The following is a 22,683-nucleotide window of genomic DNA, read 5'->3' on the forward strand; positions in this document are numbered from 1 at the left end:
ATTCTCGTCCACCCAGATTGCGCTGCCCAAGGCTCAATTGAAATAGACGTTTATCCGACCTGGAACTGAAATGAATTTGGCTCGCGAATCGATTGAACTATTGGAGCAGGCCGCGCGAATCCTGTGGTTCGAAGGCGCCAAGCACGGCCTGCGCGACCGCGAATGGATGGCGCTGCGGTTCCTGTCCCGCGCCAACCGGTTTTCCCGAACGCCGTCGGCGCTGGCGAGCTACGTCGGCACCACGCGCGGCACCGCCTCTTTCATCATCGGCGAGCTCGAGCGGCTCGGTTATATCGAACGAAAGCGCTCGGCCACGGACAAGCGATCGGTGATGTTGAGCGTGACGCAGCAGGGCAAGAAGTTTCTGGTGCGCGACCCCGTCAACGTTCTCGTCGAGGCGATTGCCGTTCTCGACGACGACGTCAAGATCCGCTTCCGCGACACGTTCCGGCACGTGCTGGACCAGTCGGATGCTGCCGAGCAGCGGCACCACACCGACGTTTGCAAGCGGTGCATCTTCCTGCGGGAAGATCGCACCACCACTGACAGCAAGACGACCGTCGAGTTCAGCTGCCGCCTGTTTCGCGCGCCGATCGCGGAGGCGGAGGTCGATCTGCTATGCACCAGCTTCGAGCATCACCGCCAATAGAAGGCGGCTCGATCAGGGCGTTGCCTTGCGTGACGAATAGATGACGCCGCCGCTGGATTCCACCACCAGGCGCCCGTTCTCGTTCCTGATCTCTTCGATGCGGCCAAGACCGGGCACCTGTTGCCCGAGCACGGCCTCGATGACGCCGTTCGGGCCTTGCAGGATCGCGATCCCCTCATAGGCCTGGCGGACCGACCAGCCCTTGATCGTCTTGCGCGGCGCCGACGCACGCTCGGTCGCAGGCACCGATCCCGTGAATTCGGGCGCTGCGACCGAGGCCATCATCGGCCCTTGCTGTGACACCGGCTGCGATTGCACCATTGCCGGCGCGGGAGCCTGGGCCTGCACCTGAGCGAGCTTGTCGAGCTTCACTGTGGAGGACGAACTCACCCGCTCGATCCGGTCCAGGTTCTCGGCAAACCTGCCGAAACGATCATTCGTCACCTTGCTCGACTGATCGACCGCGGTGCGCAAGCCGTCGAGATTTTCGGACACGCCCGACACCTGCCTGCGCAGTTGCGCGACGGTCTCGCGCAGAATTCTGATTTCCGCATTGGCCGCAGCGTTGTTCTGAGCGGGCTGGGTGGTGAGATAGGCGATCACGCCGGTGCAGGCGCAGACCACCAACATGGCAGCGACCGCCAGGGTTGCGAGCGGCGCAACCCATGTCGGGCGGGGTGGCGGCGGCTTCGCCACGATCACGGCCGGCTTGATCACGACCGGCGCAGGTTTCGGGATCGCCATCTTGTCGAGGCGCGCCTTGGCGCGAATACGTTTCAAGCCCTCGAGTGCCTCCTTCGCGAGAGCTTCGTCGCCCGCCGCAGCCGATACACGCTTTGTGCTCGCAGCAGGCTTGGTCGCGCGCGCAGCATTGTCCTTTGTATCGCTCGCCTCCGAACCCGGCTTCGCCGCCGCGGAAGCATCCGCGGCCGCGTTGGGACGAGCTGGTCCATCGGACAACATGTGAAAATGCTCCGTTCGGTTCGATCTATCGAACGGTGACGTTATTTGCCGAAGCTTGCCTGAAACGTGCGCATCGAAAACTTTTCGTCGCGCGCGATGCGACACCGCATGAGTCAAATCGCGTCATACACGTGGCGATAGTGCGACTCGAAAGACACACACTCGCCAAGATTTCACCAAGCTGGAGTCACCGCGCCAAGTGTGAGTCGAATTGTCGCACGTGGAGAAGCGAGCGCCAGGGGCAATCCGGGGTTGAAAACCCGTCAATGTGCATGACCCGGAGCACCACTCAAAATAGCTGCAATTGTACGGGGATGCGGAACTTTACAACCGGCACGGTGCAAAACTAGTTAGAAATCCAAATCAACTGATGCGATTGAATACATCAAGAAACAACCCGAAACGAATCAACAGTATCAAGCACACGTAGCAATCGCTTTCTTACGCACGCTTGATCGGAAATCGGCAATTGTTACGGTCCTACTCAAGTGATTCTCGCCAGTCGGCGAGGAGATCGACACAGTTCAGCAGTGTTCGGGCGCGATGAGCAACTTGGCGCAGCTGTTTTAGGTCGTTTCTCAATCCGCTCCGCGAGGTGATCCGTAAGACACCCGCCGAGCCTCACGCAGTAAGCGTTTCAGTATCGAGTTGAAGTAACAGGCCTGCGAGACGCAGGCACTGAATGCGTAGGGCTGCCCGCGAATATCGAAACCATAACAACGGTTCGCGGGATGGAATGTCGTCAAACAGCATCGTTGCCGAGCCGGGGCATCACAACAACCAACCGGCCGCAACAAGTGCGAAACAGGGGCGAAAGACTGATGTATATTATCGTTGATGATCGCGAGAGCGTCGCGAACAGCTATGTCGGAGGGCTCGTTCGCGAAGGCGTATCGTCGATCGGCTTCTCTTCCGGAGAATTCTGGGACTGGCTGCAATCTGCGAGTGAATCGGATCTGGCGGCGGTGGACGCCTTTCTCCTCGGGGATTGCGATGCCCGCGGAAGCCTGCCGCGGGCGATGCGCAAGCGCTCCTCGGCACCCATCATCGCCATGAGCGGCCAGAAGATGCTCAAGAACACGCTGGAGCTGTTCGAATCGGGCGTCGACGACGTCGTGCACGTGCCGATTCACCTGCGCGAGATCCTCGCCCGAACGGCCGCAATCGCGCGCCGCCGGGTGGGCGAGCTGCCGAGGCCCTGCGAGAGCAGGATCCAGGTCTTCTTCAACGGCCGAGACCCCGAGATCGCGGGCCACGCCCTCACCCTGCCCCGCCGCGAGCTGCGCATTCTCGAATATATGGTCGCCAACCACGGCAAGTGGATCACCAAGACGCAGATCTTCAACGCGGTCTACGGCATCTTCGAGTCCACCTTCGACGAGAGCGTGATCGAGAGTCACGTCAGCAAGCTACGCAAGAAGCTCCGCGACCGCCTCGGCTTCGACGCGATCGTGGCCCGCCGTTACGTCGGATACCGCCTCAACATCCCGGCCGGCGAGACCCTCGACGAGCCGGTGCAGGAGCTCGATGAGGTCGGCATCCTCCTGAACAGGGCGCATGCCGCCCCGGCGGCCTACCCGGCCGGAAACTGACGGCAGGACACTGCCACGAAACCGGCAACGGCCTCTGCGAGCACCTTCGCAGAGGCCGTTGTACTTTCAACGGCGGAGACGGCAGGACACATGCCTGCAACGGCGACGCAACCGTGGCGCCGGCCTCAGGTGGCCATTGGGCACGATCCTTCCGGAAGCAGTATCTCCGAACGGCCTGCTCTACGGCTTCTGCTGAAATTCTTCCTTGGATACGTAGTTGAAGTCCTCGACCAGGACGTCCTGGACGATGTCAGCCTGCATCCGTTCGTTGACGCGCTGCTTGATCGCCGTCGTCAGGATGGAGAGGTCGTAACGGGCGAGCTTCCTGAAGTCGAGACGCTCGTCGGCATAGATCCTGCGGAACGCCTCGTCCACGACGAACGGCTCCGGCGGAACATTCAGCTGGTGCATGGTCCGCGCCTCCATGGTGTAGACGAAGCGCGCGACGATGTAGCCCTGCACATTGCCGTTCTCGACCATGGGCACGCTCAGGGCCCGCGTCTTCTGATATTGCAGCCCGTCGAGATACTCGTCCTTCGCCGGCAGCAGGCTGCCGTTCTCCTTCCAATAGGCGACGGCATAGCTCGTGCCCGCGGTGAGGATGCATACCCAGAGCCCGGCCAGCACCAGCCTGATCATTTTCCGTCCTGCGCTGCGCGACCGGTATAGGTGCCGTCCGACTCGGCTTCCTTGATCGCCTTGACGATGATGCCCGCGACCTCGCGGACCGCGTCGTAGTGCATTTCCAGAATGGAACGATTCCGCTCGAGCTTCTCCCGTAGCCGCTGAATCTCCTCGGTGATCTCGACTTCGCCGCCGAGATGCATCCGCGCCCGCATCAGGCGGACGAACTCGAGCATGCTCCGGCTCTTCCGGGCGCTGAAGTCGTCGAAATCGATCTTCTGCCCCGTCGCGAGCGCGACCGTCTCCTCCTCGACGATGCTGGCGAGCCGGCGGATTGCGGCCAGGAGGCCACGCACCTCGTCCGATCTCACCGGATCCGCGGCGTCGGCCATCGCCTCGCCACTCGCGCTCGGCAGCAGGACGGGCAGCAGCGCATCGCTTGCTGCCGCTTCCGCCGTCATCACCTCGGTCTCCGCGACCGCCTGGTCGATCGCCATGGCCGTCGCGCCTTCTAGTACCTGCATCGGAAATTCACCCCTCAACTTCTGTCACTCGTTCGCGGATCATCATCCGGCCTTCCCCGCATCGTCCGGTCCGGCCGGATGTGCGGCGGCGAGCTGCTTGGCGATACCAATGCCCTTGCCCTTAGCCAGCTGGTTGCCAAGCTGCTCGGCAAGCATCGACTTCCAGACGCCGCCAGCCGTGCCCTTGCCGAAGACCTCCTCCGATTCCTTCGGCAACATCGTCTCGACGAAGGTCTGGAGGATGAAGGCTTCGAACTTCCGGTAGACTTCGCCGGATGCCGGCGCCTTGATCACCTGCACCGGCGACCCGTTCACTGCACCCGACTGCACTTCGGCGGCCTTCGCCGCGGGTTGATCGGCAGCCGCCGCGGCCTTACCGACCTCCGCGTCCATCGCGGCGGCGAAATCGGCGTCCGACGATTTCAGCGCGTCGAGCTTCGCGGTCGCCGCGCGCTGCGTCACGGGATCGGCGGCTTCGAGGACATCGAGAACGAGGTCGGGCGTCGCTGTCACGATCATGTCTTGTTCCGGTTGGCTGGCTGTGGCACCCACGCGCGCACGGTAAGGCTCGTTCCCGTCATATCCTCGAGCGAGCGCTTCTCGGCGTCGCGAAGCTTGTCTGCGAGCGCCGCCTTGGCGACCTCCTCGAGCTGTTTCACGCGGCGGGTCTCGCGGCGAACCTGGTCGAGCTGCCGCGAGGCCTGCTCCTTCACGGCGCGCGCGCCGACGCTCGTCCTGTTGAGCCGCCGCGCGATCGATTCGCTCGATGAACCCGCCGGCGGCCTTCCATCGTTCAGGGCTCCGACCAACCATTCCTGCTCGTCCTGCAGGCTGCGCTCCTGCTGCCGCAATTGCGCGAGCTGCCATTCCGAGAGCCGGAGCTGGAGCTTCACCAGCGATACCATCCGGTCGAGCTTGTCCGCGCGCGACGTCATGACCCCGGTCACTCCGCCAGCCACGACGAGACGCCCAGCATGAACTGCGTCAGCAGTTCGTCGCTGGTGAGGTAGAGCAGCAGGAAGCCGCCGAACAGCACGAAGGGCACCGAGATGAAATAGACCGGAATTGCCGGCGTCAGCTTGTTGATCAGGCCGACCGCCAGATTGACGATGACCGAATAGACGATGAAGGGACTCGAGATCCGCAGCGTCAGCACGAACGCTTCCGACAGGCGGCCGACGAGTAGCTCGAGCGCCATGCTGCCGCCGAGCCTGTTGCCGGGCTGCCAGACGTCGTAGGAGTTCATCAGCCCGCGCAGCACCTGCCAGTGCTGGTCGGTCATGAAGAACAGCGTGGTGACGGCCGCCATGATCAGCGGCACCAGGGCCGGCGCCGGATCGGTGTCGCCGACCGGTGTGCCCGGGATGTTGCTCAGCCCGATCGCACTCGCCATCACGGTCGCCATGGTCTGGAGGGCGAGAAAGAACACGCGCCCGCCGAGCCCGATGACGCTGCCAACCACGAGCTCGGAGCAGATCAGGAGTGCCAGCGTCAGCGGCGCCGCGTTGTCCGTGAGCGGTTTCAGGACCGCAATCAGGATCGGCGTCAGCGCAAATGTCGTGACCAGCGCGACGAACAGGCGCACCTGGGGCGGAACGTTGACGCTGGAATAGCCGGGCACCAGCATCAGGCAGGCGCCGATGCGGCAGAACACGATGAACGTCACCAGCACGCTATCGGCGAGCCCAGAGATCACGATATGGCTCCGAGCGCCCTGATCTCGGCGCTGCGCGCGACTTCGACATGCGACAGGATCGGCAAGGTCGGGAACACCCGCTCCAGGATCATCCGGACATAGGGGCGGGCTTCCGGCGTCACCGCCAGCACCACGCTGGTGCCGCTCTCGGTGAACTTGCGGATCGCGGCGCTGGCTTCGGTCGCGAACTGCTCGATCAGGCGCGGGTCGGCATCGAACTCGACGACGTCGCCTTTGGCGTCGCGTTTCAGGCTTTGGTGGAAAGCGAGGTCCCAGCGGTTGCCGAGACGGACCACGTTGAGCACGCCATTGTCGGAGAGGTCGCCGCAGATCTGCTGGGCAAGCCGCGTCCGCACGTGCTCTGCGACCTGCTCGGGGCGCCGCATATGGGGCGCGATCTCCGCGATCGCCTCGAGGATGAGGTGAAGGTTGCGAATGGAGACTCGCTCGGCCAGCAGAATCTTCAGGATCGCCAGCAGGCCCGAATAGGAGATCTGCGAAGGGCAGAGATCCTCGACCAGGCGCTTGTATTCGGGATCGAGCCTGTCGAGCAGGGCGCGCATGTCCTTGTAGGACAGCAGCTGGGCGAGGTTCGCCCTGATCACTTCGCTCAAATGCGTGAGCAGCACCGACAGATTGTCGACCGGCTTGCAGCCCTGTCGCTTGACCTCGTCGGTGAAGGCTTCCGTCACCCACAGCGCCTTCATGCCGAAGGCGGGTTCGATCACCTCGTCGCCCGGCACGTCGGGCTTGCCGTCCTTGTCGACCAGCACCAGCACCTCGCCGAGCCTGAGCTCGCCATGGGCGACGCGCGTGTCGTGAATCCGGATCTGGTAGCTCTTTGGGTCGATCGACAGATTGTCGGTGAGCTTGATCTCGGGAATGACGAAGCCGTACTGCTTGGCGAACTTCTTGCGGATCTTGGCCACACGGTGGGCAAGCTCGGTGCGCGAGCCCAGGAGATGGACCGAAAGGTGGCCGCCGAGCGCCAGCTCGATTTCGGCGGTCTTGAGCTGCTCCTTGACGGATTCCTTGGCCTCAGCCTGAGCGCGCTCGTCGGCCCTGCGCGCATCCTCCTTCTGTTTCAGCGCGGCCTGCCGCTTCGGCAGCGAATAGCCGACGAAGGCCATGACACCCCCGAGCAGCACGAAGGGCGCCATCGGCAGTCCCGGCATCAAAGCGAGCACGAACATCATCAGCGCTGCGGCCGACACCGCGCGCGGATAGCCGCCGAGCTGCCGCAGCACCGCCTGCTCCGCCGAGCCCCTGGTGCCGCCCTTGGAGACCAGGAGGCCGGCGGACAGCGAGACGATCAGCGCCGGCATCTGCGACACCAGGCCATCGCCGACGGAGAGCTTGGTGTAGACATCGGCAGCGCGGGACAGAGTCAATCCGTGATGGGTGACGCCGATGACGATGCCGCCGAAGATATTGATCGCGGTAATGATGAGGCCGGCAATGGCGTCGCCGCGGACGAACTTCGAGGCGCCGTCCATGGCGCCGAAGAACGCGCTCTCTTCTTCAAGTTCGCGCCGCCGGCGCTGGGCCTCCTTGTCGTCGATCAGGCCTGCGGACAGGTCCGCGTCGATCGCCATCTGCTTGCCGGGAATGGCGTCCAGGGTGAAACGGGCGCCGACTTCGGCGATACGCGTCGCACCCTTGGTGATCACGACGAAATTCACCGTAACCAGAATCGCGAAGATGATCAGGCCGATGACGAAGTCACCGCCCATGACGAACTTCGAGAAGCCGGCAACGACGTGACCTGCGGCCTGTTCGCCCTCCCCGCCCCGCGACAGGATCAGGCGCGTCGTCGCGATGTTCAACGCCAGGCGCAGGATCGTCGCGATCAGCAGCACGGTCGGGAAGGCCGAGAAGTCGAGCGGCCGCTGAATCCACAGCGCGACCATCAGGATCAGCGCCGACAGTGCGATCGAGAACGCGAGGCCGAGATCGATCAGGATCGGAGGAATCGGCAGGAACAGGATCGTGAGCATGGTCACGATGCCGCCAGCGAAAAAGGCATCCGCCCCGAGGCGGCGCGGATTGGGCAGGCTAGCAGCTAACGTATCGGACATGGGTCACCGGCAGAGGGGTCCGCCCGTAATCTGCCGCGCAAAGCTTACGCGAGGGTGGTGGCAGGTCGCTGTCCGGATCAGAAGCCGTGCTCGATCCGCGAATAGACCATCTCGGTGAAGGTCGACAGATGCGCGCCGATGAAGGAGCCGGAGACGGCAACGACCAGGAGAATGACGATGATCTTCGGAACGAAGGTCAGCGTCACCTCCTGGATCTGGGTCAGGGCCTGGATCAGCGCGATGACGGTGCCGACCAGCATCGCGGCGCCGACCGCAGGCCCGGAGGCGACGATGATGGTCCAGATCGCCGCCTGGACGATATCGAGGGCGTCCCGCTCGTTCATGACTGGCTGATCGTGAGCCCGGGCCCGACCGCGACCTTCGTGCCGTCCGCGAGAGTCGCGATGGAGCCGTCGCTGTTGATGGAGACCGAGACGACCTTGCCGGAAAAACTGGCGCCGGTCGCGTCGGTGAAACTGACTGTCTTCCCGATCAGCCCGTTGGCCTGCGACAAGGACTGCGAAGACAGCAGCGCGTCCAGCTTCGAATTCGTCTGCATCGCCTGCTCGACCGTCGAGAGCTGAGCGAACTGGCTCATATATTGCGAGGTATCCATCGGATTGGTCGGATCCTGGTTCTTCATTTCGGCAACGAGGAGCTGAAGAAACGTGTTGTAGTCCACGCTGTTGCTCGACGTCGCCGAGGTGGTGCCGGTCGAACTGGACGACTTGCCGGTCGTGTCGGTCGCGCTGTTGACGTTCATCTAGCCTCTCCGCTGTCAGGCAGCCTCGAATGGGGAAACGGTGGCGGCGCCAGCCAGGATGGCCTGCTCCACCGGGAACAGGGCTCGAATCCGCTTCAGCGCCTCGAAGTAGCGCGTCGCCCCGACCAGCTCGTCGACCGCACCGAGTCCGTCCAGCATCTCGCGGCTTTCGCACACAGCACACAGGGCCGCGTGATGCTGCGCGTAGAGCGCCGCAGCGTCGCGGACGTCGGTCGGATTCATCAGCATGAGCTGGACGATGAAATAGAGCTGTCGCAGCGCCGTGGTGGCGTCGGAAGCTTGCATGACCTGCCCTTCGAGCAGGAACATCACGTCGTTGACGAGCTCGACAGAGACCTTGCGGTCCACGCGGAGCACCGCGCCGTTGATGTAGATCCGTTCGCCTGCACGCAAGGAGATCTTCATTAAAGCGCGTCTCGGATCAGGCGGTTGATTTCGATGAGCTGCACCACGTCGTTCGACCGCTGTTCGCGGAGGCGGTCAGATTCCTTGACCACCCACAAGCCGATCGAGATGATGTCGGCGCGCAGCTTGTCCGGGAGCCCATTGTCCGGGTGCGCGAGATCCTCGATGAAGATCGTCCACAGCCGCCGTACATAGAGCAGGCTCTCGACCAGGTCCTCGATGCTGAAACGCCCCTTCTGGATCCGCTCGAGCCGGTCGATGCCGAGGCTGAGCGCCTGCCGCTCGCGGCTTCGGGCCTCATAGCCGCTTTCGTCAACGACCGCTTCATAGGCTTCAAACGTCATCAGGACCACTCTTCGCAGGAGACCGAACAACTGGACAAAGGTTACGAGCCCCGGCTCAGAGGTAATTGATCAGGCTGATCTTCTGGAGCTGCGAGGTGAGCGCCAGCGCCGTCTGGATCTGGGTCTGCAGGGTGTTGACGCGGACCGAAGCTTCGGTCGGATCGACCTTCTCCATGCCGACGATCTGATTGTTCAGAATGTCCTGCTGCGTCTTGAGCTTGGTGGTTGCGCTGGTGACCCGCTGCTGGACCGTGCCGACGCTGCCGCCGAGCGCAGCGAGGTCGTTGATGGCGTTACCGACGAGGCCGATGGCCTTGTCCACGACGACCTGGAACGTCTCCTGGCTCAGGTTTACATTCCCGAGATCGGCCATCATGGTGTAGGCCTCGGCGAGCCTGCGGAAGCCGATCTGGTTGGCGCTCACGGACGTATCGGCGATCTCGGTCGTGGAGATACGACTTTGCATGGCCTGGTCTGTCGCCGACGACCAGTTGGTGTTCCAGGCCGGGCTCGCAAACTCGGCATCGAAGGTGGTGTCGAGGAAGGTCTGCATCTGGGCCGGGGTAATGGTGCCCACGCCGGGCGAGGATTGCGAGAAGCCGAAGGCCGCGAGAAAATCGGCATCGACCTGGTTCTTGCTGGCCGAGCCCGTGGTGTAGGGCGTGATGGGCGCGTTCTGCGTGTTGATGCCGGAGAACAGATACGAGCCGTTATAGGAGACGTTCAGCGCGCCGATCAGATCCTGGAGATTGGAGGCTGCAGGCGGCAGGATGACCCGCCCGCCACCGTCGGTGCTGCGGGCCGCGATCAGGTCCTTGAGGAAGTCCGTTGCGGTCTTGCTGAGCTGGGTGATCCGGTTCTGCGTCACATCCAGGCGTCCCGCGACGAGCCCGTTGGTATCGACGAGCTGATCGGCGAAGCTCCAGTCCGCCCGCAGCGTGAGGTCGCTTCCCGTCGTGGCACCGAGCTCGAGGCCGACATCGGCGAAGCGGCCGGTGGTCGCCTCCGTCGAGGCCTTGCTCAGCGCCGCCTGGTTGCTCGTGATCGAATACCTCAACGACGAGGACAACATCAGGGTGGAAATGTAGTTTGCGCTCATCATGACTTAATTCCCCACGGCAGCCAGCAGGCTCTGCAGCATTTCGTCGACGGTCGAAATGATCTTTGACGACGCCGAATAGGTGCGTTCGACCTGGAGCATCAACGCCATCTCGTCGTCCATGTTGACGCCGTTGACGTTCGACAACGCCGTGATGCTGCGGTTCAGCAGCGTGCTCTGGTACTCGGAGTTGGCGTTGGCGGTCTTGCGCTGGTTTTCAATCCAGCTCGTCGACGATGATGCGAAGTCGATCAGGCTGCCGCTCGGCTTGCCTTGCGTGGTTGCATCGAATGGCTGCGAGGCATCCATGCCGCCGATGAGCTGCTGCAGCCGGACCGAATAGCCGCCGTTGCCGGCAGTGTTGTATCGGTAGGCGGGATTGCCGCTGATCGCGCCGTCGCGCAGCAGATTCGGATTGCCGCCCTGGGCCGGATCGACCAATGCGGCAACCGAGATCGTGCCGGCGAGACCTACCGAGACGGTCGCGCTCGCCGGCATCGCCGGTGCACCGGGATAGGTGAAGAGACCGGGGACATCGGGCAGCGCCGCAGCCGTTTGATCGCTTTCCCTGAAAGTGTTGATCAGGCCGCGCGCGATTTCGTCGAGCTGGCCCTGATAGGTGACGGTGTCCTGGTCACGCAGCTGGGCCAGCCCTGCGAGCTTGCCCGACTTCAGCGGCATCACCGAGTTGGCGCCGGTCACGGGGACGCCGTCGATGTAAACTGCATTGCCCGTGGTGCCGGCCGTGTAGGCATTCGTCGGCGCAAAGCTCACCGCCCGCGCCGTCTTGTCGAACAGCACGACGCCACTGTCGGCGTAGAGCGCCGCGTCGCCGTTGGGGCGGATCGACATCGAGACGCCGACCTCTTGCGACAGCTTCGAGACGATGTTGTCACGCTGGTCGAGGTAGTCCGTGATGTCGTCGCCGGAGATCGTGCCCTTCACGATCGCGGTGTTCACGGTCTCGAACTGGGAGAGCAACTGGTTGATGTTCTGAACCGACGTTTTCATGTCGGCATCCGCGCTCTCACGGACGGACTGCACGGTCCGGGTCGCCTGATTGAGCGCCGTCGCCATGTCCTTGGCGGACGTGACCGCCGCCTGCGCCAGCGTGGTGTTATCGGGGGCGTTGGCATATTTCTGCAACGCCTGCTTCAGCGCATTGAGCTGCGCCGTCGGCGATTGATCGAGCTCGGGATCATCCACCGTCGATGCCGCGATCTTCTGGAGACCGTCATAGATCGCGCTCTGCTTGGTGGACGCCGAAGTCGCGGTCAGGACGTTGGTGAACAGGCCGCCGCTCGCGGCGCGCTGGATCGCCGCGACATAGACGCCGGCATTCGGCAGATTGTCCAGCACGGCGATCTTGCGCGAATAGCCGGCGGCGCTGGCACCGGCGATGTTGCGCGAGATCGTCGAGGACTGAATGCCCGACGCCATGAGCGAAGCGCGAGCGGAGTCGAGGGCGGCGGTTAGGGACATGGTTTGCTCTTGCCCGGGATGGGCGCTGCAGAATTCAGCGCTTCAGGTTGACGACGACGTCGAGCAGGTCGGCACCGGTCTGGAACGATTTCGAGTTGGCGGTGAAGCCGCGCTGGGCCTCGATCATCCCGGTGAGCTCGTCCGCGAGGTCGACGTTGGAATCTTCCAGGGCGCCGGACTGGATCGTGCCGAGCCCACCGGTGCCGGCATTGCCGGCCTGCGCATTGCCGGAGTTCATGTTGGTCGAATAGACGTTGCCCGGCTCCGGCGTCAGATTGTCGGGGCTCGCGACGTCGGCGAGCATGATGGTGTAGAGCGTCCGTTGCTGGCCGTTCTTGAGGATCGCCGTCACGTGGCCCGCCTCGTCGACGTCGACCTTGTCGATGGCCGAGGGAGCACTGCCGTTGACGGTCGCCTTGAAGCTGAAGTCGGTGCCGGCCTGCGTCATGTTCGACAGGTTCATGGTCAGCGCCGCACCGCCCGGCACAGTCACGGTGAGACCGGTCGGGCTTGCAGCAGCCAGAGCGCCCTTGCCGGCCGCCGTGGTATCGAAGGTGAAGGTGGTGGCGGGGGCGAGCGAGGTACCCGTCGCGGAATCGTACACCTGGATCTGCCAGGTGTCCGAGCCGGCCGCCGTCGCGGTGTGAGACATATAGACGTCGAGCGTGACCGGCTGGCCAATATTGTTGTAGGCCACGATCGAGCTTTTCGAGGAATATGATGCCGGGCCGGGCGGACCGGCGATAACAGCCGCGTTCGGATCCAGATTCCCCGCCGTCAGCGTTCCCGCGGTCGACGGCACGGGCACCTGCGAGACCTGGGCAATGTTCACGATCTGCATTCCGGCCAGGCTATTTTGCGAGAAGTTGGTCACGAGGCCGGGCTGGCCCAGAAGATAGTAGCCGGCCGCGTTGACCAGATTGCCCTGACTGTCCGGCACGAACGAGCCGGCGCGCGTCAGATACTGCTGGGTATTGTCTGCGTTCGACACCACGAAGAAGCCATTGCCCTGAACCGCGAGGTCCGTGCTCGACGTGGTGAACTGCGTGTGTCCTGGATCGGTGATGGCGTAGCGGACCGTGGTCTCGACGGCGCCGGAATCGTAATTGCCGGAGCCGCTCTTCAGGATCAGCGAGGAGAACTCCGTGGAAGCCCGCTTGTAGCCGGTCGTGTTGACGTTGGCGATGTTGTCCGAGACCGTCGACAGCTTGTTGGACTGCGCAGACATGCCGGAAACACCGGTGCGCATAACACCATACAGGCTCATGGATTGGGCTCCTTTGGTAGGTTGCAGCTAGAATGGGGGGTCTTGCTTGCGCGGGGCTGATGACTGGGCGCGATGCACAACTTCATGTTGTCAGGTCGTTTTCGGCTGACAGAACGAGCGCGCCTTGTCGGTCCACGCGCCGAAGCCACTCGAGACGAGATGAGCGACGATGTGACAGACGTAGCGCTTCTGCGCCGGCTGGTTGTTGGGACCTGCATTGTAGCGGGCGACTGCCATGGTCCAGCTTCCCTCGCGCTGCTTCAGCTCCTTGAGGAAGCGCGCGGCGTAGTCGACGTTCCCAGCGGGATCGAACATCGCCCGTACCGAAACGAACTTGTCGCCGTGATAATAGTGGTTGATCTGCATGCAACCGAGGTCGATCAACTTGATCCCCTTGCTGCGCATCGTCTCGAAATTCGCGATTGCGTCATCCATGTCCTTGGCGAACACGGTCTGGCCGTCGGCACCGAGGGCGTAAGGATGGAGCGCGCCGCGCCGGCCGGTCTCGGTGAGGCCGACCGCATAGAGAATGCCGAGCGGAATCCCGTGCTGCCGGGCCGCACGCGCCATCTCGCGCTCGCAGGGGCGCGCAATTTCGGCGGCCGCCTGGGCGGCGCTCGCATTAGAGATAAACAGGGCCGCGACGATGATGCGGCGCCACGTCCTGATCATGACGCGTCTCCTGGTTGGGCTGGCGTTCCTGGCGGGCCTGCTTCGCGCCGCCGTCGGATTGCCCCGACGATGTGCTGGTACCGCCGAACGTGCCTTGCGACTGCGGCGAGGACTGTTGCTGGCCCGAGAGCTGCGGCTGCGACTGGCCGGAGCCACTCTGGAATCCGTCCAACGAGCCGTGCTGGACCGGCGCGACGTCCGCGACATAGCCCGCCGACTGCATGAGATCGCGGATCTGGTCGCGCTGCTGGTCGAGCATCAGGCTCGTATCCTTGCGCTCGGCCGCAAGCTGGACGGACACTTCGGTGCCGACGAGGCGCAGGCGCACCGTGACGTTACCGAGCGCGGGCGGTTCGAGATTGACGGTCAGGATCTTGAGCGGCTGATCCGGCGCATTGGTCTGGGACGTTGCGAGATCAGACGCCGCCGGTGCCGAGGACTCCTTCAACTCGGCGACGGCTGCATTGGCGACCTGTTGCGGGGCGTTGAACTGCGCTGGCGGCAGATGGGTCTCCTGCTGGACCACGGTGACCTTGGTCGCCTCGGGCAACGCGTCGCGCCCTGCGGCCTTGACAGCACGCTCGACATTGGCCGTGACCGCCTCGAAGCCCGCTGACGCGGGCATTGCGCTCGAAGCCTCCGTGCCTTGCGTCGGCGCCGACTGCGCCGCGCCCACTGCTTGCGAAGCCGCAGCCTGCGAGCGCGCGGCGGTGGAGGCGACACTGGATGGGGCGGTGTCGACCGTCGCCGCCTTCGCGCCCGTGGCGGGAGCCTCGCGCTTCGCCGTGGAGGACCGCTCGTCGCGCGCGGGCGCGTCCTTGTCGGCGGACTGCAATTGCAGCTGCGGCTTCACGGCAGGCGCGGCAGCGATCTCCTGCCCGACCACCACAGCAATGCCCGATTGAGCCTGGACGTCTACCCCGGCGGCATGATCCACCGGACGCAGTTTCTCCGACGACCTGTCGGCCTTCTTGTCGGAGGACTCCTCGGTGGACTCTGGTCCCCCGGACGCCACGACGCGTTCGCGCAACGTCGCGTCCTTCTTCTCTGTCGGGTGGGCCAGACGCGTGCGCAGCGTTCCGGTCTTCGCGGTCGTTTCGCTGCCATCATCGCTCAGTGCCTGCTTTGCGAGGTTCGAGACGGTGTGGAGCAGATCGTTGAACGACGAATTTGCCTGCGATTTGCTCCCAGCGCTCTTTGCGGAACGCGACGTCCCGCGCATGTTGAGACTCTCGGCGAGACCTGAGAAGAGCTGTCCGGAGGTTCCACTGAGCTTGGTCATGGACGGCGGTCCTTGGTCAGGAGTTCGAGCTCGCCGAGCTGCTTCTGCGCCCGTGCGAGCGTCACGGTCGATGACGCCAGATCGAGCCGCGCCGGCGTTGCCGGAGGCTTGTCTGCTGCCGCGGCTGATCCGCTCGCGAACGGTTTGCGGACGTCGAGCGCGAGCTGCACCGTGGCATTCAGGAGAGGGACGTCGCGCTCGGGCAGCTTCGACCGGCCGAGCGCCTTCAGCTCGGCGAGACCGCCGTCATATTCGTCGGTGAGCGCCCGCGAGGCGCCGCGGAAGAAATGGGCCCGCTCGCGATCCGCCGAGGCGTCCGCGCTGAGCGTCAGCGCCCGCTCGCCGGCAAGCCGGGTCACGGCCAGCCGTCCGCGCACCATCGCGGCGCGCGCGATCACGAGATACAGCTTGAGGCGGCTGGTGCGATCGATCTGCTCCAGCAGGGCTGCGATCCGCGCAAAGCGACGCTCCTCAAGCGGCAGGCTCGATTGCGTCAGCCCCGCGGAAAAGCGCTGCCAGAAATCGCCGGCATAGATCGAGTTGCGGTAATGGCGGATATAGGCCAGCGTCAGGAACTCGAACTTCTCGAAATCCTCCGCCTGCCCCACCAGCAGGATCTCGCGCCGCAGCGCCGCCTCCTCGACCAGCGTGCCGGGCAACAGCAGGCGCGCATCGTCCAGGCGCTCGATCGCGAGCGATGCCTCGGCACGCGCGAACAGCGCGCCCTGGACCAGCGCGACCTGTCCGCCCAGGCCCGAGGGAATCGTCCGCGGCTTGACGTCCTTGAGCAGCTCCCGCGCTTCGTCCTGACGACCCTCGACATAGGCGAGCGCACCATTGAACAGCCGCTCGTCGACGTTCATCTTGTCGCGCGGTAGCTTGCGGACGACCTGCGGCGCACCGCCGCTGAGCAGGTAGATGACCACGGCCTGGCTGTTCTGCGGATTGCTCCACACGGCCGGATCGGCAGCGAGAAACTTCTCGCCGATCTGCCGGATCAGCGCGATGTGACTGCTATGCGCGGCGGTGTCGCCGTTGGCGATGCCGTCCTGCACCGCCTGTAACGCACGGACGAGCTCATAGGGTTCGCCGGATTGGGGCGCAGGTTGAGCAAGCGCGTTTGCCGCCGTGAACGGCAGCAGCAGCAAGGCGGCGCGGCGCAGCAGCCTGATCAAGGGCGCTTCTCCCGGATCAGGATCTCGATCCGGCGGTTCTGCGCGGCCGCCGGATCGTTCGGAAGCTTCGGTCGCCGATCGGCGTAACCTTCGACATGCTCGATCCGCCGCGCATCGACGCCGGAACGAACCAGCATGTAATAGGCCATCTGCGCACGAGCGGTCGACAGCCGCCAGTTGTCGTAGGTCTCCGAACGATACGGCCGGTTGTCGGTATGGCCGCGGACGATGATCATGCCCTGGCGCTTCGTCAGCAGCGGCCCGATCTTGTCGATCACGCGGATCAGCTCGGGCCGCGGCTCGGCCGAGCCGACCGCGAACATGCCGAAGCTTGCGTCGTCGGTCAGGCTGACCAGGAGTCCCTCCTCGACCTGACGCACCTCGGCCGCCGGCCCTGCGCCCGCTTTGATGTCCGACAGCGCGTCCGCAATCGCGGACTGAAGCTGCTTGAGGGTCGGCTGCTGCGTTTGCGCCGCCTCGCGCGGTTCGGACTCCTTCGTCGTGTCGTTGGGGCGCGCCTGCGGGGCGGCGTTGGCCTGAACGCCAGTTTGACCGTTGCCCTCGCGCGAGGATTGCGTCGCTACAGGTCCCGGCGGCAGCAGGGGCGAGAGGCTGGTGGACGAGCTATCTGCGTTCGGCGCTACGCTTCCGCCAGCATCATCCATCTTGCCACGGCGCGGCTGCGCATCTCCCTGACCTGCGCCGGACGCGTTGTCGCGCGCAGACGCATTCGGCTTCGGCTCGCTCTCGATGAAGCGATCCGCGTCCTTGGACGCCTGCGGCGCCAGCCTCCAATAGCCGGGATCAAAGGGATCGCGGTAGGCGTCGCCACCCTTGAGGCCCTCCTCTTCGGCGGACGTCAGAGCGCCGGCGCGGCGCTGGCCCGAGGACTGGCTCGCGATATTGGCGATCTCGGTGAGCGTCGCATAGGGGTCGCGGAACAGGACCTTCTCCTCGTAGGAGGCCGGCTTCTCGGCGGTTGGAGAGTCACCGCGACGTTCTTCGTTCGGCCCGGCCGGCTGACGCTTGCCATCCTGGCCTTCGAAGGACGACGGCTCCTTCTTGGAAAGATCCTTGAGACCCTTCGGGGCAGGTGCGTTCTCCGCGAGCTTGATCGGGTTGAAATAGCTCGCGACCACCTGCTTCTGGTCCTGGTTGAGCGCATTGAGCAGCCACATGACGAGAAAGAACGCCATCATCGCGGTCATGAAGTCCGCATAGGCGATCTTCCAGACGCCGCCGTGATGCGCCTCCTCGGCGAAGGCGCTGCGCCGGCGGACGATCACGATCTCATGCTTGACCTCTTCCATGGCGGACTACCGGCGCGCTTCCTTGAGGCGTTCACTCCAAGCGGAGATCTGCGTCTCGATCACGGTCTGGTCGGCCACGACGCGGACCTCGAAAGTGTCCGCGGCCTCGTAGGCAATGCCCGTTCGCCTCGAAGCCTCGAGCTGCGTCTTCACGAGGTCGAGCAGCTCGCTCGGCCCAGTGACCTTGAACACCGGCACCGGAGAATTGCCGGTCAGCGCCGCAACCTGCTCGACCAGCGATCCGATCGCCTTGTCGCGCACCGCCTCGGCGAGGAACGGCAGCAATATCCGCGCAACGGAGCTTGCGATGTTGGTCTCGATCTCGCGGCAGGCCGCCTCGAAGCCGCTGACGATCGCGGCCGCCTGCTGGTCGGACCATTTGGCCCGCTCCTCGCCGAGCCGGATCGCGCTGCGGACGCGCTCCTCGGCGAGCTTGACGTCGCCTTCCGCGAGGCCGGCCGCATGGCCGCGCCGATAGGCATCGTCCAGGAGATTGACCGGCGGAGCTTCCGCCGCGGCCGCCGGAGGTGGCGGCGCCTGAAGCTGCGGCTGCGCCTGGGCCTGAGGCTGCGCTTGAGGCTGCGGCTCGCGCCTGGCTTCCTTCGGCCTGGTCAGCACGTCCTGGATTTTCGGCGGCGGGGGCGGCGACGACTTGACCCGGCCATTCGCGTCGAACTGCGTCAGGAGTTTTCCGATTGCCGCGTTCATGCCGCCTCCTCGCGTCGCATCCAGTCTTTAAGGATCGCCGCCGCCTGCATCTGATCGAGCCGGACGATCTGCTCCAGCCGCTTCTGCGGCGTTCGCTGCATCTTGCCTTCGAGGTCTTCGACGAGGTTGAGCTCGGCCTCGTCGCTGTCGGCCAACGCAAGGGCCCCCGAGGCCTCGAGTTGGGCGGCCTCAGCCGCCTCGGCCTGCTCCTGCTCCGCGCGATGGGTCAGAATGCCGTTGACCGCGGGTCGCAGCCCGAACCAGACCAGCATCGAAGCAACGGCCAGGATCGTCACCGCGTTGATGACGCTGCCGAGCTGCTTGTTGATCATCTCGACGAAGCTGATCGGGGGCACCGGCGCCAGCTCACGCGAGCCCTCGATGAAATCGACGGCCGTCACCTGAATCTGATCGCCGCGCGCCTTGTCCAGTCCGCCCGCCGTCGCCGCGAGCTGACTGATCTCGGCGAGCTTGCTGTCGACGATGGCCTGATTGCTCTTGTCGCCGAGATCGGCGACCAGTCGCGCACGGTTGACCAGGACGGCGATGAACAGCTTCTTGACCGAGTAGCCGTCGCTCACCGTCGTCGTGGTCTTGGACGAGACCTCGAAATTGGTGACGTCCTCGCGGCGCGTCTTGTCCTCGCTGGAGTTCTTGCCGCCCCCGGCATTCACCTGCTGATCGGGGAGATTCTGCTGCACCGTGGTCGGCGTCGAACGGTCGGCGTTCTGCGAGGATTCCTTCTCGCGCACGTTCCGCACCGAACGCTCGGCACGGTTCTCGGGATCGTAGACCGTCTCGTTGATGTGCCGCTTGTCGGTCGACAGCTGCGGAGCGACGCTCACCTCGAAATTGTCGAGGCCGAGATACGGCGTCAGCGCCTTGCGGATGTTCTCCTGCACCATGCCGCTGACCGTCTTCTGCAGGCTCGCCATCTTGGTCGGCGCGGCGTTGGCCTCGTCCTCTTCGGCGAGCAGCATCGAACCGTCGGCATCGAGCACCGTCACCTTGTCACGGCTCATGCCGGGGATGGCGGCGGCGACGAGATGACGGATCGACTGCGCCGTGCGCGCCTCGATCGCGCCGTCGGTGCGCAGCACGACGGAAGCCGAAGGCGGCTGCTGCGTCGCGCGGAACGAGCCGCGCACCGGCAGCACGATATGCACCCTCGCCGCCTTCACGCCCTTCATCAACTGGACCGTGCGCGCAATCTCGCCTTCCAGCGCCCGGAGCTTGGTGACCTCCTGCATGAACGAGGTCAGGCCGAGCGAGCCGATCTTGTCGAACAGCTCGTAACCGGAATTGGCGCTGGTCGGCAGTCCCTTTTCGGCGAGCAGCATCCGCGCCTGCATGGTCTGGCTCGGGCGCACCGAGACCGCATCGCCAGCGGAATTGACGTCGAAGGTGATGTTCTGCTCGCGCAGCGCCGCGCCGATGCGCGTCACGTCTTCGCGGGTGAGACCGGTGTAGAGCGTCTCGAACTCGGGACGGCTGAGATAATAGGCGCCGCCGACGACGGTGACGAGAACTGCAAAGCCGATCAGTCCCAGGGCCATCAGGCGTCGCGGCCCAAGCTCCAGCAGATTGTTGAGCAGTTGCTGTACCTGCGCACGACTGAGCATATGACCTCGTACCAATGCGAATGGTGAGGACACTCAGCTGCCAACCTTGTCTGAAGGTTGCGCAAGGCCACGAATGTGTCGGTTCGCGGGCGAGGCGTTGCAATTTTACAAGAAGCCTGGGCGACGCAACCGGTTTGGCAGCCGCAAGCAGGACGCGCGGGGGCGTGGCGGCGCGATCGGCTGCGGCGTGTTGCTCGAAGTCTGGCGTCGGGAGGTCGATTGCCGGCACGTGTTGTGCCGTCGCGTCCGCCGATCATGGCGGGGACCGTGCTCCCTGAGGGAGCACGGTCGTTTTCGAGAGCGCCGCCTAGCCGCGGAACAGCGACAGGATGCTCTGGCTGTTCTGGTTGGCGATCGAGAGCGCCTGAACGCCGAGCTGCTGCTGGGTCTGCAGAGCCTGGAGGCGGGTCGATTCCGCGTTCATGTCGGCATCGACGAGCTGGCCGACACCGCGATCCACGGAGTCCATCAGGGTCTTGACGAATTCCGAGTTGGTCGAGATGCGGTTCTTGACCGCGCCGAGATCGGCCGCGGCCGAGCTCACCGAGTTGATGGCAGCGGTGACCTGAGCGATGTAGCCATCGAGCGTGGTCTGGTCCGCCGCCGAGTCGGTCAGCGCGGCGATGTTGATCGTGTCGACCGAGGCGCTGCCGCTCACGGTGTCTAGGATACCGGTCTGCGTGGTGGAGTAGAGCGTGTAGTTGGCGGTCGTGACAGTGATCGAACCGATCGTGGGCGTGCCGCCGACACGCGAATACGACGAGACGAGATTGAAGCTCGTCGGGGTGGTACCCGTCGTCGTGCTCAGCCAGTTGATGCCGTTGAAGGTGGCCGAATTGGCCTTGAGCTTCATATCCTGCTGGATCTGGGTGATGTCCGCCTGGATCTTGGTGCGGTCGATACCCGCGGTCTTGGCTTCGACAAGCAGCGCCTGGAGCTTGGTCAGGCCGGATTCCTTGTCGCCGATCACCGAGGTCAGAGCGGTATATTCGGTGTCGACGGTCGCAGCCGACAGACCGAGCGAGTCGGAAACCGCGGACAGCGCGGCGTTGTCGGAGCGCATCGACGTCGCAATCGACCAATAGGCGGCGTTGTCCGAAGCGGTGGACACGCGCTGACCGGTGGAGATCCGGTTCTGCGTGGTGGCGAGTTGTGCGCTGACAGACCGCAGGGTCTGGAGCGCGGTCATGGCGGAGGAGTTGGTGAGAAGACTAGAACCCATTTTGATGTCCCTTTGAAGATTGAATCGAGCTTGGGGGACATACCGGGCTTGCACCGGTACGACAGGGCGGCGTCATGCCTTTGGGCTCTCCGCAAACGCGGGTTCAAGGCCCAATCTGTCGTAACGGCGAGGTTAGCGAGCGAAGCTTGTGCGAGGCTTGTGGCTCTGTGCTCCGGCAGCAACAGGCAGCCGGAATCGCGGCGCGCGAGGTCACGCCAAACGAAAGGGCCGCGCTTCGCGAGAAGCGCGGCCCTCCTTCCGATGATCCAAGTGTTAGCGGAACAGCGATAGGATGCTCTGGCTGCTGTTGTTGGCGATCGAAAGCGCCTGAACGCCGAGCTGCTGCTGGACCTGAAGCGCGGCCAGGCGGGTGGATTCCGCATTCATGTCCGCGTCGACGAGTTGGCCGACACCGCGGTCAACCGAGTCCATCAGCGACTTCACGAACTCCGAGTTGGTCGAGATACGGTTCTTGACGGCACCGAGATTGGCGGCGGACGCGGCCACCGAGTTGATGGCGGTCGTGACCTGCGCGATGTAGCCATCGAGCGTGGTCTGGTCAGCGGCCGAGTCCGTCAGCGCGGAGATGTTGATCGTGTCGACCGACGCACTGCCGCTCACGGTGTCCAGAATGCCGGTCTGCGTGCTGGAGTAGAGCGTGTAGTTGGCGGTCGTCACGGTGATGGAGCCGATCGTGGGTGTGCCGCCGACGCGCGAATACGACGACACGAGGCTGAAGCTCGTCGGTGTGGTGCCGGTCGTCGTGCTCAGCCAGTTGATGCCGTTGAAGGTCGCGGCATTGGCCGTGCTCTTCATCTGCTGCTGGATCTGGGTGACGTCCGCCTGGATCTTGGTGCGGTCGATACCCGCGGTCTTGGCTTGGACCAGCAGCGACTGGAGCTTGGTCAGACCGGAGTCCTTGTCACCGATGACCGTGGTCAGAGCGGTATATTCGGTGTCGACGGTCGCGGCCGACAGACCGAGCGAGTCGGAGACGGCGGAGAGCGCGGCGTTGTCGGCGCGCATCGAGGTGGCAATCGACCAATAGGCGGCGTTGTCCGAAGCGGTGGCCACGCGCTGACCGGTGGAGATCCGGTTCTGCGTGGTGGAGAGTTGCGAACCCACAGACCGCAGGGTCTGGAGTGCGGTCATGGCAGTCGAGTTCGTAAGCAGGCTTGACATTGC

The 22,683-nt window shown here is 64.4% G+C and carries 24 protein-coding genes; 2 read left to right on the plus strand and 22 right to left on the minus strand.

The features are described from left to right. Positions 1–70 precede the first annotated feature (70 nt). Positions 71–649: a MarR family winged helix-turn-helix transcriptional regulator gene (locus tag ACVIIV_RS01330; protein WP_456742553.1), complete on the plus strand. Its 579-nt coding sequence runs from the start codon at positions 71–73 to the stop codon at positions 647–649. A 12-nt stretch (positions 650–661) separates the two neighbouring features. Here ACVIIV_RS01330 and ACVIIV_RS01335 read toward each other — a convergent pair whose 3' ends face one another. Next, complete coding sequence (locus ACVIIV_RS01335; protein ID WP_456742554.1) at positions 662–1,612, minus strand: hypothetical protein; 951 nt, start codon at positions 1,610–1,612, stop codon at positions 662–664. A gap of 821 nt (positions 1,613–2,433) precedes the next feature. Between ACVIIV_RS01335 and ACVIIV_RS01340 the strand changes: the two genes are divergently transcribed. Next, positions 2,434–3,204: a response regulator transcription factor gene (locus ACVIIV_RS01340; RefSeq protein ID WP_456742555.1), complete on the plus strand. Its 771-nt coding sequence runs from the start codon at positions 2,434–2,436 to the stop codon at positions 3,202–3,204. A 180-nt stretch (positions 3,205–3,384) separates the two neighbouring features. Here the strand turns inward: ACVIIV_RS01340 and ACVIIV_RS01345 are convergent, their stop codons facing one another. The 21 genes from ACVIIV_RS01345 to ACVIIV_RS01445 all read right to left on the minus strand — a co-directional run bounded on the left by ACVIIV_RS01345 (position 3,385) and on the right by ACVIIV_RS01445 (position 22,680). After that, positions 3,385–3,843 carry a hypothetical protein gene (locus tag ACVIIV_RS01345; RefSeq protein WP_027572770.1) on the minus strand — a complete coding sequence of 153 codons (459 nt, stop codon included), beginning with the start codon at positions 3,841–3,843 and terminating at the stop codon, positions 3,385–3,387. Beyond that, on the minus strand, positions 3,840–4,352 hold the full coding sequence (locus tag ACVIIV_RS01350) for a flagellar biosynthesis protein FlgN (protein ID WP_456742556.1): 513 nt from the start codon (positions 4,350–4,352) through the stop codon (positions 3,840–3,842). The genes ACVIIV_RS01345 and ACVIIV_RS01350 overlap by 4 nt, the downstream gene beginning before the upstream one ends. A 42-nt stretch (positions 4,353–4,394) precedes the next feature. After that, positions 4,395–4,871 (minus strand): rod-binding protein, encoded by a 477-nt coding sequence (locus ACVIIV_RS01355; protein WP_456742557.1) that lies wholly within the window; start codon positions 4,869–4,871, stop codon positions 4,395–4,397. Continuing rightward, complete coding sequence (locus ACVIIV_RS01360; protein ID WP_456742558.1) at positions 4,868–5,287, minus strand: hypothetical protein; 420 nt, start codon at positions 5,285–5,287, stop codon at positions 4,868–4,870. The genes ACVIIV_RS01355 and ACVIIV_RS01360 overlap by 4 nt, the downstream gene beginning before the upstream one ends. A gap of 8 nt (positions 5,288–5,295) precedes the next feature. Then, the gene (gene fliR / locus ACVIIV_RS01365) at positions 5,296–6,048 is read right to left on the minus strand and encodes a flagellar biosynthesis protein FliR (protein ID WP_456742559.1); all 753 of its coding nucleotides are present in this window, start codon (positions 6,046–6,048) and stop codon (positions 5,296–5,298) included. Beyond that, positions 6,045–8,126, minus strand: coding sequence for a flagellar biosynthesis protein FlhA (gene flhA, locus ACVIIV_RS01370; protein WP_456742560.1), 2,082 nt, complete (start codon positions 8,124–8,126; stop codon positions 6,045–6,047). Before flhA ends, fliR begins: the two co-directional genes overlap by 4 nt. 77 nt (positions 8,127–8,203) lie before the next feature. Further along, complete coding sequence (fliQ, locus tag ACVIIV_RS01375) at positions 8,204–8,470, minus strand: flagellar biosynthesis protein FliQ (RefSeq protein ID WP_027572776.1); 267 nt, start codon at positions 8,468–8,470, stop codon at positions 8,204–8,206. Continuing rightward, entirely contained in the window at positions 8,467–8,889 is a 423-nt protein-coding gene (gene flgD / locus ACVIIV_RS01380) for a flagellar hook assembly protein FlgD (RefSeq protein ID WP_456742561.1), read from the minus strand. Before flgD ends, fliQ begins: the two co-directional genes overlap by 4 nt. A 15-nt stretch (positions 8,890–8,904) precedes the next feature. Next, positions 8,905–9,315 carry a flagellar biosynthesis repressor FlbT gene (flbT, locus tag ACVIIV_RS01385; protein WP_456742562.1) on the minus strand — a complete coding sequence of 137 codons (411 nt, stop codon included), beginning with the start codon at positions 9,313–9,315 and terminating at the stop codon, positions 8,905–8,907. Next, complete coding sequence (gene flaF / locus ACVIIV_RS01390) at positions 9,315–9,659, minus strand: flagellar biosynthesis regulator FlaF (RefSeq protein WP_456742563.1); 345 nt, start codon at positions 9,657–9,659, stop codon at positions 9,315–9,317. Before flaF ends, flbT begins: the two co-directional genes overlap by 1 nt. A 55-nt stretch (positions 9,660–9,714) precedes the next feature. Then, entirely contained in the window at positions 9,715–10,761 is a 1,047-nt protein-coding gene (locus ACVIIV_RS01395) for a flagellar hook-associated family protein (protein ID WP_456742564.1), read from the minus strand. A gap of 3 nt (positions 10,762–10,764) precedes the next feature. Continuing rightward, entirely contained in the window at positions 10,765–12,240 is a 1,476-nt protein-coding gene (flgK, locus tag ACVIIV_RS01400; RefSeq protein ID WP_456742565.1) for a flagellar hook-associated protein FlgK, read from the minus strand. A gap of 34 nt (positions 12,241–12,274) precedes the next feature. Next, a complete protein-coding gene (locus ACVIIV_RS01405) occupies positions 12,275–13,507 on the minus strand; it encodes a flagellar hook protein FlgE (protein WP_456742566.1) in 1,233 nt (410 codons plus the stop codon). A gap of 90 nt (positions 13,508–13,597) precedes the next feature. Next, the gene (locus tag ACVIIV_RS01410; RefSeq protein ID WP_456742567.1) at positions 13,598–14,179 is read right to left on the minus strand and encodes a transglycosylase SLT domain-containing protein; all 582 of its coding nucleotides are present in this window, start codon (positions 14,177–14,179) and stop codon (positions 13,598–13,600) included. Then, positions 14,130–15,461 (minus strand): flagellar hook-length control protein FliK, encoded by a 1,332-nt coding sequence (gene fliK / locus ACVIIV_RS01415; protein WP_456742568.1) that lies wholly within the window; start codon positions 15,459–15,461, stop codon positions 14,130–14,132. The genes ACVIIV_RS01410 and fliK overlap by 50 nt, the downstream gene beginning before the upstream one ends. Continuing rightward, the gene (locus ACVIIV_RS01420; protein ID WP_456742569.1) at positions 15,458–16,636 is read right to left on the minus strand and encodes a chemotaxis protein; all 1,179 of its coding nucleotides are present in this window, start codon (positions 16,634–16,636) and stop codon (positions 15,458–15,460) included. Before ACVIIV_RS01420 ends, fliK begins: the two co-directional genes overlap by 4 nt. Further along, a complete protein-coding gene (locus ACVIIV_RS01425) occupies positions 16,633–17,946 on the minus strand; it encodes a MotB family protein (protein WP_456742570.1) in 1,314 nt (437 codons plus the stop codon). The genes ACVIIV_RS01420 and ACVIIV_RS01425 overlap by 4 nt, the downstream gene beginning before the upstream one ends. A 6-nt stretch (positions 17,947–17,952) precedes the next feature. Further along, positions 17,953–18,654: a hypothetical protein gene (locus tag ACVIIV_RS01430; RefSeq protein ID WP_456742571.1), complete on the minus strand. Its 702-nt coding sequence runs from the start codon at positions 18,652–18,654 to the stop codon at positions 17,953–17,955. After that, positions 18,651–20,276 (minus strand): flagellar basal-body MS-ring/collar protein FliF, encoded by a 1,626-nt coding sequence (gene fliF / locus ACVIIV_RS01435; RefSeq protein WP_456742572.1) that lies wholly within the window; start codon positions 20,274–20,276, stop codon positions 18,651–18,653. The genes ACVIIV_RS01430 and fliF overlap by 4 nt, the downstream gene beginning before the upstream one ends. A gap of 307 nt (positions 20,277–20,583) precedes the next feature. Beyond that, positions 20,584–21,498, minus strand: coding sequence for a flagellin N-terminal helical domain-containing protein (locus tag ACVIIV_RS01440; protein WP_456742573.1), 915 nt, complete (start codon positions 21,496–21,498; stop codon positions 20,584–20,586). 273 nt (positions 21,499–21,771) lie between these two features. After that, complete coding sequence (locus ACVIIV_RS01445) at positions 21,772–22,680, minus strand: flagellin N-terminal helical domain-containing protein (RefSeq protein ID WP_456742574.1); 909 nt, start codon at positions 22,678–22,680, stop codon at positions 21,772–21,774. Between the last annotated feature and the right edge of the window lie 3 nt (positions 22,681–22,683).

The organism is Bradyrhizobium sp. USDA 4354 (assembly GCF_054060315.1).

Bases quoted from the DNA above. Each gene is read 5' to 3' on its own strand.
- ACVIIV_RS01330 (WP_456742553.1), top strand. From the start codon at position 71: ATGAATTTGGCTCGCGAATCGATTGAACTATTGGAGCAGGCCGCGCGA.
- ACVIIV_RS01335 (WP_456742554.1), bottom strand. From the start codon at position 1,612: ATGTTGTCCGATGGACCAGCTCGTCCCAACGCGGCCGCGGATGCTTCC.
- ACVIIV_RS01340 (WP_456742555.1), top strand. From the start codon at position 2,434: ATGTATATTATCGTTGATGATCGCGAGAGCGTCGCGAACAGCTATGTC.
- ACVIIV_RS01345 (WP_027572770.1), bottom strand. From the start codon at position 3,843: ATGATCAGGCTGGTGCTGGCCGGGCTCTGGGTATGCATCCTCACCGCG.
- ACVIIV_RS01350 (WP_456742556.1), bottom strand. From the start codon at position 4,352: ATGCAGGTACTAGAAGGCGCGACGGCCATGGCGATCGACCAGGCGGTC.
- ACVIIV_RS01355 (WP_456742557.1), bottom strand. From the start codon at position 4,871: ATGATCGTGACAGCGACGCCCGACCTCGTTCTCGATGTCCTCGAAGCC.
- ACVIIV_RS01360 (WP_456742558.1), bottom strand. From the start codon at position 5,287: ATGACGTCGCGCGCGGACAAGCTCGACCGGATGGTATCGCTGGTGAAG.
- flhA (WP_456742560.1), bottom strand. From the start codon at position 8,126: ATGTCCGATACGTTAGCTGCTAGCCTGCCCAATCCGCGCCGCCTCGGG.
- fliQ (WP_027572776.1), bottom strand. From the start codon at position 8,470: ATGAACGAGCGGGACGCCCTCGATATCGTCCAGGCGGCGATCTGGACC.
- flgD (WP_456742561.1), bottom strand. From the start codon at position 8,889: ATGAACGTCAACAGCGCGACCGACACGACCGGCAAGTCGTCCAGTTCG.
- flbT (WP_456742562.1), bottom strand. From the start codon at position 9,315: ATGAAGATCTCCTTGCGTGCAGGCGAACGGATCTACATCAACGGCGCG.
- flaF (WP_456742563.1), bottom strand. From the start codon at position 9,659: ATGACGTTTGAAGCCTATGAAGCGGTCGTTGACGAAAGCGGCTATGAG.
- ACVIIV_RS01395 (WP_456742564.1), bottom strand. From the start codon at position 10,761: ATGATGAGCGCAAACTACATTTCCACCCTGATGTTGTCCTCGTCGTTG.
- flgK (WP_456742565.1), bottom strand. From the start codon at position 12,240: ATGTCCCTAACCGCCGCCCTCGACTCCGCTCGCGCTTCGCTCATGGCG.
- ACVIIV_RS01405 (WP_456742566.1), bottom strand. From the start codon at position 13,507: ATGAGCCTGTATGGTGTTATGCGCACCGGTGTTTCCGGCATGTCTGCG.
- ACVIIV_RS01410 (WP_456742567.1), bottom strand. From the start codon at position 14,179: ATGATCAGGACGTGGCGCCGCATCATCGTCGCGGCCCTGTTTATCTCT.
- fliK (WP_456742568.1), bottom strand. From the start codon at position 15,461: ATGACCAAGCTCAGTGGAACCTCCGGACAGCTCTTCTCAGGTCTCGCC.
- ACVIIV_RS01425 (WP_456742570.1), bottom strand. From the start codon at position 17,946: ATGGAAGAGGTCAAGCATGAGATCGTGATCGTCCGCCGGCGCAGCGCC.
- ACVIIV_RS01430 (WP_456742571.1), bottom strand. From the start codon at position 18,654: ATGAACGCGGCAATCGGAAAACTCCTGACGCAGTTCGACGCGAATGGC.
- fliF (WP_456742572.1), bottom strand. From the start codon at position 20,276: ATGCTCAGTCGTGCGCAGGTACAGCAACTGCTCAACAATCTGCTGGAG.
- ACVIIV_RS01440 (WP_456742573.1), bottom strand. From the start codon at position 21,498: ATGGGTTCTAGTCTTCTCACCAACTCCTCCGCCATGACCGCGCTCCAG.
- ACVIIV_RS01445 (WP_456742574.1), bottom strand. From the start codon at position 22,680: ATGTCAAGCCTGCTTACGAACTCGACTGCCATGACCGCACTCCAGACC.